General features: G+C 60.0%; 10 protein-coding genes and 1 pseudogene. 2 read left to right on the top strand and 9 right to left on the bottom strand.

Translation table 11 applies throughout. The features are described from left to right. The 4 genes and pseudogenes from AC1D2N_RS32295 to AC1D2N_RS32280 all read right to left on the bottom strand — a co-directional run. Nucleotides 1-211: helix-turn-helix domain-containing protein (locus AC1D2N_RS32295; protein WP_477982720.1), on the bottom strand; the 211-nt coding region annotated here is incomplete at its 3' end. A gap of 371 nt (nucleotides 212-582) precedes the next feature. Beyond that, on the bottom strand, nucleotides 583-2,733 hold the full coding sequence (locus AC1D2N_RS32290; RefSeq protein ID WP_130652407.1) for a mechanosensitive ion channel domain-containing protein: 2,151 nt from the start codon (nucleotides 2,731-2,733) through the stop codon (nucleotides 583-585). A gap of 139 nt (nucleotides 2,734-2,872) precedes the next feature. After that, a complete protein-coding gene (locus AC1D2N_RS32285; protein ID WP_130652408.1) occupies nucleotides 2,873-4,183 on the bottom strand; it encodes an epoxide hydrolase family protein in 1,311 nt (436 codons plus the stop codon). Between the two features lie 84 nt (nucleotides 4,184-4,267). Then, nucleotides 4,268-4,712, bottom strand: a pseudogene (locus AC1D2N_RS32280) (VOC family protein). 302 nt (nucleotides 4,713-5,014) lie between these two features. Here AC1D2N_RS32280 and AC1D2N_RS32275 point away from each other — a divergent pair. Next, nucleotides 5,015-5,968, top strand: a complete 954-nt coding sequence (locus AC1D2N_RS32275) for an alpha/beta fold hydrolase (protein WP_130652409.1) — start codon at nucleotides 5,015-5,017, stop codon at nucleotides 5,966-5,968. A 19-nt stretch (nucleotides 5,969-5,987) separates the two neighbouring features. Here the strand turns inward: AC1D2N_RS32275 and AC1D2N_RS32270 are convergent, their stop codons facing one another. The 5 genes from AC1D2N_RS32270 to AC1D2N_RS32250 all read right to left on the bottom strand — a co-directional run bounded on the left by AC1D2N_RS32270 (nucleotide 5,988) and on the right by AC1D2N_RS32250 (nucleotide 10,260). After that, nucleotides 5,988-6,869: a LysR family transcriptional regulator gene (locus AC1D2N_RS32270; protein ID WP_130652410.1), complete on the bottom strand. Its 882-nt coding sequence runs from the start codon at nucleotides 6,867-6,869 to the stop codon at nucleotides 5,988-5,990. Between the two features lie 53 nt (nucleotides 6,870-6,922). After that, a complete protein-coding gene (locus AC1D2N_RS32265) occupies nucleotides 6,923-7,612 on the bottom strand; it encodes a DUF599 domain-containing protein (RefSeq protein WP_112903117.1) in 690 nt (229 codons plus the stop codon). A 96-nt stretch (nucleotides 7,613-7,708) separates the two neighbouring features. Further along, nucleotides 7,709-8,680: a 5-oxoprolinase subunit C family protein gene (locus AC1D2N_RS32260; protein ID WP_130652411.1), complete on the bottom strand. Its 972-nt coding sequence runs from the start codon at nucleotides 8,678-8,680 to the stop codon at nucleotides 7,709-7,711. Then, the gene (locus tag AC1D2N_RS32255) at nucleotides 8,668-9,375 is read right to left on the bottom strand and encodes a 5-oxoprolinase subunit B family protein (protein ID WP_026188393.1); all 708 of its coding nucleotides are present in this window, start codon (nucleotides 9,373-9,375) and stop codon (nucleotides 8,668-8,670) included. The genes AC1D2N_RS32260 and AC1D2N_RS32255 overlap by 13 nt, the downstream gene beginning before the upstream one ends. A 105-nt stretch (nucleotides 9,376-9,480) precedes the next feature. Further along, nucleotides 9,481-10,260: a LamB/YcsF family protein gene (locus AC1D2N_RS32250; protein ID WP_130652412.1), complete on the bottom strand. Its 780-nt coding sequence runs from the start codon at nucleotides 10,258-10,260 to the stop codon at nucleotides 9,481-9,483. A 367-nt stretch (nucleotides 10,261-10,627) separates the two neighbouring features. On the opposite strand from AC1D2N_RS32250, the gene AC1D2N_RS32245 reads away from it, so the two are divergent. After that, complete coding sequence (locus AC1D2N_RS32245; RefSeq protein WP_018242055.1) at nucleotides 10,628-11,152, top strand: PAS domain-containing protein; 525 nt, start codon at nucleotides 10,628-10,630, stop codon at nucleotides 11,150-11,152. The last annotated feature ends 47 nt before the right edge of the window (nucleotides 11,153-11,199 follow it).

Below are 11,199 nucleotides of genomic sequence, written 5' to 3'. Positions count from 1 at the left end.
CCTTGCTCATGTCGTTGGCGATACCGCTGTAATAGCCGCTGTATTCCGGAAATTCGTGATCCTGGAACGTATTGCGTTTAAGCTCGCGATAGATCGTCGAACGATGACGACCGAGTTGGCGGGCAATCTCCGAGACGGAAACCTTGCGTTCTCTAAGATGAAAAAGACGCTTGCGATCAGGCAGGGTGAGCTGCGAATAGCAAAGGGACATGCATATATCTCCAAGGCGAAGCCATTGTTTTTATAAGCATGTCGCACTTGGAAATAGAATGTACCCGGCTACACACATATATCGCATAAGATAGATTATGGAACAGAAGGATGCCATTTGATTACAATGGCATACCTTCGTCATCCATCTCAAAGGCCCACTCTTTTAAAATCGACCTGCTCGAATTTGCGTCTTGACGATCCAGCACATCGACGAGTTCATCGGTGAACGTGCCCTCATGGAACAACTGATCCCAGCCGACAAACTCTTTCGAAACCCGTGTCTCGGACGACGCGCTTGGCCGCAACGTCCGGGTCAGAGAGTTGCTTTGACGGTATTCGACGGAAAGCTCGCCTGTCCGCTCACCGTTGCTATTCCTCAAGTGTCGAGATGACTTTCGATGGTCTTTGCAGCTCCGTTGCGGCAGCAGAAGCCGCGGCATCGGCGGGACCGCCGGAAACATGAACCGTCGGCGTTGCAAACTGGATACCTTTTTCCGCGAATGTCTTCTTGAGCATGGCGAGCGCCTTTCGGCGAACGCCGAACTGTTCGCCGGGTTTTGCCATGAATTTCAGCCGAATTTGCACGCCGTAGTCCGCCATCTGCTCAATCCCTTGCATTTTCAAGGGCTCGATGATGTTAGGACCGAGTTCGGCATCCTCCAGAAGCTCAACGCCGATGCGCTTGATGGTCTTGCGGACCTCCTCAAGGTCGCTGTCATAGTTCAGGGTGAGCGTAATGATGTCGATGACCCAGTCGCGGCTGAGGTTTTGCACCGCGCCCAGTTCGCCGAAGGGAACGATGGTGACCGGACCGCGATGGTGGCGCAAGCGGATCGATCGCAGCGAGAAACCTTCGACCGTTCCTTTATATTTTGCCGCCTGGATGTATTCGCCGATGCGAAAAGCATCGTCGAACAGATAGAAGACGCCGGAGATAATGTCCTTGACGAGTGTTTGGGCGCCGAACCCGACGGCTATGCCGACGACGCCAGCACCTGCCAGCAACGGTCCGATCTGGATGCCGACGGCATCCAGGATCATCAGGAAGCCGACGGCTCCGATCGCCAGGAACAGTACATTGCGAAGAATGGGCAGGAGGGTATTCAACCGTTGACGCCGGCGTGCATCGGGTCCTTCCTGATGCCCTTCCCGCACGCTTCGCGACGCCACCGCCATCTGACTGTCGATCAGCGTGCTTGCGAGCTTCCAGATAACGTCGGTCACCAGCAGCACGATAACGATGCGGATTCCGGCGCGGATCAAGCGCGTGGTCACCGTTTCGGCTGCGGCGAGGTCACTGAGATTGACATTCCACGCGCGGGCAATGAGGAGAGCGGCGACCACAATGAGACCGTTCCGCAGCGTTTGCATGATGACAACGGACCATCCGACGATGGCCGGATCTTCGACCGCCTGCCCCTCCCCGGATTGAATAATGCGACGAATGATATCATGAGCCACCGAAACGGTAAGCGGCAGAAGCGTAATGATGATCACCGTCCAGAATGCAGCGCGGAGCCCGGATACCCATAACAGCCACGATAGCAGGATGCTCGCGCTGAAGGCGACACAGACCAGCCGGCTCACGGGCGGCCCGTCAGAACGAAAGTGCCGCAGCCAGATCATAACGATAAAAGCGATTGAAACGACACCAAGCCATGCTGCGGTAAAGAGGTCGGCCAAGATGGGTGAAGCCCCGATCGTCCCCATCACTTCAATGGTGGCCCAGCCAGCCGCCAGCACTGCGACGATTCCGAGGAGCCAGTAGTACCAGAACCAGGCAAGCGAGGTGACAAGCGTCAGAAGCCGCATATGCGGCAGACGGGCGCCTGGCGCGATGACAATACGGCCCACAAGCACGCCAAGGCGCACCATGAGCGCGGCTGATAGCAGGATGAGCGCAATATCGCGAAACACGGCAGGCCATGGAAAGAGGATAAACGCGCCGAGACTTCCGATCAGGTAACCGACCAACGCGAGAAGACCCATTGAAAGCCGGGCGGCGTGGAGCTTGATCCGTTGCCGAACGGTGTCGGCAGGCGCGTTCAGCACAAAATGGAGCAGCCCTCGCCCTGACCACCAGGCAAGGCGCTGCGCAACGAACCCGCCTGCGACGAAGAGTATGACCGCCAAGATCAGGCCGACAGGTTCGATACGATCATCCGTTTGGAAGACCCGGATCGCCGACTGGATCTGCCCGGGAAGGGTCGGAACGGCATCGACGAGTGTCAGCAACCTCTGGCGCAAATCCTGTAGTGACGTGGCAATCGAAGTCGGTGCCGCCTCTTGCGAGACTGCCACCGGCTGCGCCGGTTCCTGATTGCCCGGAACGATCCGGCCGACCAGCGCTCGTCCGGAATCATCATTCGGCAATTCGATAATAACCCGGATCGGCGCCGAGGAATTGGTCGGCTCAGCCGCCGAGGCGGGGTTTGCGCTCGCCAGCAGAAGCGTTGAAAATACCACCGCCACGAATGCACGCACTCTGCGGAGGGGATGACGGTCGTCGATGATGCGCATGTGGCCGTGGTCCCCGCGATGGTGTCGTCGCTTTTGCCGGATTGGTCGAAACTTCGGACTTTGTGAAGCGTTGCACGACCAACGTCAATCGACGAACCGGTCTCGGGGACGCTGACTGCGAACCAAAGGCCAGGCGGCGTTAAGACCGCAAGCTTCTGAAGGCCTCCCTGATCTCCTGACTGAAGAGTTCCGGCTCCTCCCAGGCAGCAAAGTGACCGCCCTTGGAGGCGCGATTGTAGTAGATGAGCTTCGGATAAGCCTTCGACAGCCAATGCCTTGGCGGCTTGTAGACCTCGCCGGGGAACACCGTGACGGCGACCGGTACTTTGACGGCCGTGAGCTTGGCGCCCGACATGACGTTTTCCCAATAGATCCGACCACTTGAAGGGCCGGTGTTCGTCAGCCAATACAGTGTGATGTTGTCGAGGATTGCATCCTTGCCAAGAACCTGTTCGGGATCGCCGCGTGTATACACCCAGTCGGCGATCTTGTCGTAAAGCCAGGCGGCGAGGCCGACTGGAGAATCCGCAATCCCGTAGCCGACCGTCTCCGGCCGTGTGCTCATGATCGCTGCGTAGCCGAAGCCGTTGTTGAGGAAGTCCCGGGCCTCGTCGAAGACGACCTTCTCATCCTGAGACAGGCTATCGGGAGCCGGCCCTCCATTTTTAAGAGCCTGCGCTGCGTCCGCTGGGAAAGTCGTCGCACGCTCGACCCTGTTGACGTGGATCGCGAGTAGCCCATCGGGCGCCTGGCGACCCAGGGCGTCGCTGATGATCGCGCCCCAGTCGCCGCCTTGCGAGACATAGCGGTCATAGCCAAGCCGCTTCATCAGCACGTCCCAGGCAGCCGCTATCCGCTGGGGGTTCCAACCTGTTGCTGGTGGTTTCCCGGAGAAACCGAATCCTGGAATCGACGGGATCACCAGGTGGAAGGCATCATCAGCCCTGCCGCCATGCGCCGTCGGATCCGTCAGCGGCCCGATGACGTCAAGCAGTTCGAAGACCGAACCCGGCCAGCCGTGGGTCATGATCAGCGGCAGCGCGTTTTCATGGCGGGAGCGGACATGGATGAAATGAATGTCCAGTCCATCGATATTGGTGAGAAACTGTGGAAAACTGTTCAGCCTGCTCTCTGCCTTCCGCCAGTCATAGGACGACTGCCAGTAACGCACCAGTTCCTTCAGCCTGTCCGGCTGGACGCCCTGCGAACGATCCATCACGGTTTCGCCGTCGGGCCAGCGGGTCTCGGTGAGACGCCGCCTGAGGTCTGTAAGCGCCGCCTCGGAGACCTCAACCTTGAACGGTCGGATCTCTCCGGATGCGGCGACGACGACATCTGCAGCGGCGGACGTGCGTGGAAGGAGAGCGGCGGATATGCCGGCCGCGGCAACCCCCAACAACAGCGAGCGTCGCGATATATCCCTGTGTTTCAAAGAGTTCGGCAGTGCCATGGCACGTGTCCTTTCATGACATCGAGGGTCTTCCTGGGGCGGGAGGGGAAACGATGGCCCTGCCCCGCTTCAATGCCGAAAACGTCAGGTCTCGTCAGCTCCGGAACGAAAGATCAGAAACTTGTTGCCTTCCGGATCGCGAAAATATGCGCAGTAAGGACCCGTGCCATTCTCGCCACGTGGGCCAGGCGCTCCTTCGTCCGAGCCACCCGCCGCCAATGCCGTTGCATGGGCTTCGTCGACCTTTGAACGGGACGGAGCTTCGAAAGCAATCATTCCACCGTTGCCGACGGTGGCAGGGCGGCCATCGAACGGCTTGATGATGCCGAATTCGAGCGTGCGATGACCGTAGTAGATGGCTCGGTTGGGCTGGACGAGGACTCGTCCGATCCCGAACACGGCCAGAAGCTTGTCGTAGAATACCGACGCGGCATCCAGATCATTCGTGCCGACAGTGGCGTGGCCCCGGGAGGCTGCGGACCTTGTCGGGGGCGGCCGCAACTTGTCTGCTTTGGGAAATGTCGTTCATATCAGTTCTTCCTTATATTGTCGCGGCCGACGCTCTGCCTTCCGCACGCAAACGCCAACGAGCTGTCTCAAATCGGCGGCTGGTGGATATTTGGGCGGGTCGATGGCCGGCCGGCACCTCGCCAAAGTGAGAGGCACCCTCTCGTTCAGATGTCAGCCTTGGGCTGCCGGGTTTCGGCGTGCCGCCGTCGAGAGGGTTCCTCTCACTTTCTCCGGCTACCGCGGGTTGACGCCGTGCTCAATTATTTGTGGCGACAGCCGGCTTTTGGGCTTTGGCTGACCGCCGTTCAGAAAGGACATCCTATGTCTAAGGACAAAACCGTAAATGCTGCATCGGCCGCAGCAACTCTCTATTCCCAGGCGGCTGGAGCCTTCACTTCCGCGTCCAGAGAGGCCGCGCAAGACGCCGTCGACTTCATCGAGATCGATGAGGTCCTCACGCTGAGGAGGATGATTGTCCGCGCCCCCGCGCCAAAAGGCACGGTGCTTTTGCTGCATGGGTTTCCGGAAACGCTGACGGTGTGGAACGACATCGCGACAACGCTTGCTCACGACTACGACGTCCATGCCTTCGATTGGCCGGGCTACGGGCAGTCGTCGCGCCCGGCTTCGGAACGGTTTTCCTATGCGCCGATGGCGTACGCCCAGGTGTTGAAGGCCTATATCGAACGGGCAGGCATCGATCGGTCGAAGCTCGTGATCTACGCCACTGACATCGGTGCCCTCCCCGTCCTGCTGCTTGCTCTCGACGAGCCGATGATCGCCAGGCAGATCATCGTCGGAGACTTCGCGCCGTTCGACCGGCCGCACTACATGTGGGAGAACCTGCAGAACCTTAAAGCCGAGCCGACCGCCTCGCCGACCCGTGCCTACATGAACAAGACGAGCGACGAGATCCTCCAGAACGTGCACAGGCGCGGCCTATCTCCCGCTGAACAATTCGATCTGCCGGCTGACGTCCAGCGGGACATGACCCGTTCGTGGAGCCTTGACGGGATGACTTCAGCGGATGCCTTCGCCCACTACTACGCGAATTTCACCGGCGATCAGCATTATCTCGAGGCCAACCTCTCCCGCCTGAAGACGCCCGTGAAGGTGATCTGGGGCGAGAAGGACATCTACATTGCAAGGGAGATGGGCATCGAGTTCGCCGGCAAGATCGGTGCAAGAGTCGATATCCTGTCAGGTATCGGCCACTTTCCGCATCTTCAGAACTCGAAACAAACGGTTGAAGAGATCAACACATCATTCAGATAATGTTTGATTATTTTCGTTTTCAGATAGCGCGCAAGTGAGGCAATGCCCAGTCGACGAAAGCCCGTACCTTCAAGGCGAGAAGCCCCTGGCGGGCGTAGACGATATGAATAGGCTGCGGCGCGCCGTCGAAATTGCGGAGGATGGGAACGAGCGTGCCAGACGCCAGCTCGTCGGGAACCTGATAATCGAACAGCCGCGCGATCCCCGCCCCGCCGACGGCCGCCGCAACACAGTTCGCCGCGGTATTCACCTCCAGCCGGTTGCGGGGCACCGCCTCAATCGGCGTGCCGTCGACGTCGAAGGTCCAGAAGAATGTCCGCTTGTTGAAGATGATCCCGTCGCGATCGATGAGATCGCCGGGACGCTCCGGCATGCCATGCCGCTCGAGATAGGCAGGGCTCGCGCAAGTCATCAGGCGGAATTCCCCGACCTTGGCGGCATGGAGCGAGCTGTCGGCGAGGTTACCAAGACGGATCGCGATATCCACCTGCTCGGACACGAGATCGACCGTGCGGTCGAGCGACAGCAGGTTCAGCGATACCTCGGGATATTTGTCCATGAAGCTCAGCGCAACGGGCAGCACGTAGCGGCTCCCGTATTCGATCGGCATCGTGATCGTCAGCACGCCTCTGGGAGTCTGGTATTCCCCGGACGCCCTTCGTTCGGCCTCCTCCAAATCCGTCATGATCTTTCGGGCGGCGTCGACATAGTCGCGCCCCGCATCGGTGAGCTGAAGATTGCGGCTGGTGCGGACGATCAGGTTCGCCCCAAGATGTCGTTCAAGGTCCGCCACCTTGCGACTGACGCTGGGTAAGGGCGCGTTCAGCTTCCTGCTGCCGGCAGAGATGCTTCCGGCGTCGACGACGGCCAGTAATATGCGCATCGCTTCTAGACGATCCATCGGACACCGCCAGTAAGATATCGCTTCAGTTCAGCCCAGCTTAAGGCTTGGCTCTAGTCAAGCAGCTTCCGTATGGCCATGATCCCTTTTGCAGCATCCGACCAGGATTGACGCCAAATCAACACGCCGACGCTGAGGATGGTCGCCACAACGAAAGGGATTGGCCCGATAAACCAGAAGGCGGCTGCGACGGTGAAGTAGTAGGACCGGACACCAACGCTGAAGGATCGAAGAGCAGGGTTCAAAACCAGGGTCAGGGCGTTCGTCCAGCTGGCGATGTCCCGGTCTTCATCGCGGGATGGGCTCGCCCCGATCGCCGCCAGGCAGTAGTTGATCTGCCGGACCGCCCAGATGAAATCGGATAGTCCCCGCAGCAGTGTGGCCATGATCAGGAGGACCTTGCACTGGAAAAACCATGCCGGGTCCTGAGCCGCAAACATCGCAATCAGGCCACCCGATCCATAGTTCGGCTCCATGAATAGCGCGCCGCTGAGCCCAACGATGACGATGAGATTGGCGGATCCGAAGAAGGATGCTGAATTGATCGTGTGTCCCAGGATCGCGGCGTCGCCGATGAAGTTGTTGTCTCGCGTCAGGACCTCCCGCATCCAGGCCGCGCGAACGCGCACCATATCAACGGAAAGGCTATCGTTCCTCCTCGGCCACCCTGCTGCCATCAAAGGCTCGACCGCCACCCAGACGAGAATGAAGAAAACGATCGCCGCGACATTCAGAAAATCCATGGTGCCCCCGAACTGAATCTGGATTTTCTGAACACTACTTCGAGCTAACGGCAGCTCCAAGCGTCTATCGCCGCCCTGCCCTTCAGATCGACACGCCTATATAATGGCGTTGCATGGTCCGTCGCGGACTGCCGCGAGGTAACGGGACATCGTCGCAGCCCGAAGTCGAATGTGCTCGACCGCCTGTTGGGGTGTCACGGCCAGGAAACCGACATGGTCGCGTGGGCGGAGCTGGACGAAAGCGTCCAGATCCGAATCCACCACCGTTGCGATCTTGGGATAGCCTCCGGTCGTCTGGTGATCGGCCAGCAGAATGGTGGCGACGCCATCTCCGGCCACCTGCACCGAGCCCCGGACGATCGCTTCCGATGGCATGTCCAACGCGACGCTTGGCGCAAGCGACGGACCTTGGAGGCGTACTCCCATGCGATCATAGGCGTCGCTCAGGCGGAAGGGCGACGATAGGAAATTCGACAAGGTTTCTTTCGAGAAGAACCTATCCTGTGGACCAACCACCACACGCAGCTCGGATCGCGGTCTTGCGATGACCGGACATGTGATCGGACCATTTCGATCATTTCGCACTTCCGGATCGGCGAGAGTGAGCGTTTGACCGGCTGCAAGGCGCCCGCCGCCGAGGCCGGAGAGACTGTGAGTCGACATGCTGCCCAGCCAGGTCTTCGCCTCGATATGACCGGCGAAGGCCAGATAGGTCCAGCTTCCCCAGTGTCCCGGACGGATTGCCAGCCGTTCCCCGGCCTTCAAGGTGGCGACCATCCACGCGCCGCGCTTGTCGCCGGCATGCTCTATGATGAAGCCTCCTCCCGCGACGGCGAATGTAACCTCTCCCGACAGGCAGTCGAGAACCAGGCCGCCCATGGAGACTTCGATTGCTGGCTGACCAGCAGGATTGCCGACGGCGGCGTTGGCGGCTGCAAACGAGGTCCTGTCCATCGGACCGGAGGCCGGAACGCCATACCGCATCAATCCGTGACGTCCTCCGTCCTGGACCGCGACGTGAGGACCCGCGAAGTCGATTGCAAGGACGGCTTCGCTCATTCGGGGCACCTCGCGTCGAATTCGGCTCTCGATATGCGGCGGAAACGCACCGCGTCGCCGACGTCGAAAAGGAACGGACGGTCGTCGGACGCGGCGTCGAGGATCTTCGTCGGCGAGCGGCCGATGATCCACCAGCCGGTCGGCATGGTGAGCGTGCTCACCAGGCACTGCGGCCCCGCGATCAGCACGCTTCCGGCAGCTATGCCGCGAATGGGCGCCGGCTTCCTCGGCTGTTGAATGGCTTCGGGCACGCCTGCAAGATATGCATATCCCGGAGCGAAGCCGTACAAGAAGACGCTGTAGTCGCCCGAGAGATGGGCGGATATAACGTCTTCCGGCGATAATCCGCTTGCCTCGGCGACGGCGGCAAGGTCGGGCGCAAGATCAGGATCGTAGCAGACTTCGACTTCGCGCATCGCTCCAATCGTCGCTGGAACCTCAGCTCCCAGACGCTCGGCAATGGCCGCCTCCGTCGTGCGGTGATCGGCCACGAGCGGATCGAAGCATACGAGAATGCTGGCATAGGCCGGTACAGCTTCGACGAATCCTTGAAAGGGTGCCGCCTTCAAGGCGGCATCCAACTTGACGACCCGATCGTGGATCCGTTTATCGATGGTCGCGCCGAATTCGACGAGCACCGCGTGGCCGCCCACCGGACGGTAGTTCGGACCGGTGCCGGACGCTGCGAACGGGGTCTGTGACACGTCAGTCGGCGCCTTCGATCAGAATGAAATCCGCATCCGCGGCTCGCGCGCAGGTCCCGTAGGCATCCGGCTCGGTAACCCGGGCGATAAGATAGCCTTTGGCCATCACCTGTTTTCCTGTGTCGGTTGGAGGAATGGTGCCACCTCGATGCCTGCCTTTTGCAATTCCCTTCGCACGTGGACGGCCATGGCGAGCGCTCCTGGGCTGTCCCCGTGAACGCAGATCGAGTGCGCATCGAGAGGGATCGGAACGCCGTCGACCGTCGGCATGAGGCCGCTGGACAGGTACTCGATCAATCTCGAAGCTGCCTGCGCGGGATCATCGATCATTGCTCCCGGCAAGCTGCGCGGAACGAGCCGACCCGTGGAGAGGTAGCCGCGGTCGGCAAAAATCTCGCTGAAGACGGTCATGCCAGCATCGCGGGCCGCATGTTCCAGTTCCGTCCCGGAGATCGCCAGTACGGCAAGTTCCGGCGAGACCGCTCGGGTTGCGCGGATGATCGCGTCAGCGACCGGCCGTTCGTCGGCCGCCCAATTGGCGAGTGCGCCGTGCGGTTTGATGTAACGGATGCGGGCGCCCGCCAGAGCCGCAGCGCCCATCAGCGCCCCTGTCTGCGTCGCCACAAGCTGCTCCACTTCCCGGACGCTCAAGGGGATCAGGCGTCGTCCGAAGCCCTCGCGATCTGCAAAGCCCGGATGAGCTCCGGCGACGACGCCCCGTTGGCTTGCGAGCGCCAGCGTCTCCACCATGGTCGCCGGATCTCCGGCATGGCCGCCACATGCGATGTTGGCACTGGTGACGACGTCAAGGATCGCCTTGTCGTCGCCCATGCGCCAAGGTCCAAAGGCCTCCCCCAGATCAGAATTGAGATCGATTTTCGTCATGATTTCCCTCAACCCTTCGCGCCGGCCTTGTCAGCTTCGTCGCATTCTGGAACGTCGAAGCCGAGGTGGAGCACACCTTCGCCGTACGCGTCAAGAAAACGACGCTGCTGGCTGCGCGTGGCGAGCTTGTGTGGCGGTCTCGGGCCGCCTTTCGCGCAGAGCTTCGGTGGCAAGCTTACCATTCATTCGGCACAGATCGAACCCATCAAGCGTAGGTTCCTGCCAAGCGAGGACTCCTTAAATCGATTCCGATTTGAGGAATTATGCAGTAAGATCGGCGGCGAAATGGTCGAGCACGTCGTATTTTCTAAAGAGCCGGGGTGACGTGATCGACCGGCAGCATTGGCGCGCAGACTGGGGATGCGGAATGAACCTTGTCGACAGAGCTTTCGGAGCGTCCGAATTTTCGGATGCCGAAGAGCCTGGGATTTTCACCTGGGAGTTGGCGACCGACAAGGTTTATGCGGATTCGGCGCTGGCAAACCTCTTTGGGCTTGATCCGGAACAGACCCTCACAGGGCTGCCGGTCATACGATACCTCGACCGAATTCACCCTGACGACAAGCCATCTGTGGCCAAGGCGATTTCCGAATCGGTGATCACAGGAAATCCGTATCGCTGTGACTATCGGGTGTTTGATCGAAGCGGGCAAATAGTAGCCGTGGCTGCCTTAGGTCGCTGCTTCAGGGATGAAGACGGAAACCCGTCGCAATATGCGGGCATCGTATTTCCGACGAATGATCACGTCCAGCAGGACGAATTGTCTGCTCACTGCAGTGCGGCACTGAAAATCGCGCGGTCATCCGGCCTGCAGGCGACGGCCGATGCGCTTGAAGCGATTCTCAAAGAGCTTGCCAAGCCGATGCCTTCAGACGTCGCGCAGGTTCATTGATTCCTTCCCAAGTGCTAGTTGTCGCATCAGATTTTTGGCGATTGCGA

The sequence above is a fragment of the Rhizobium sp. P1_B8 genome, assembly GCF_056406515.1.
The sequence above is the reverse complement of the archived record's forward strand: the minus strand, read 5'-3'. Positions and strand labels throughout refer to the sequence as shown.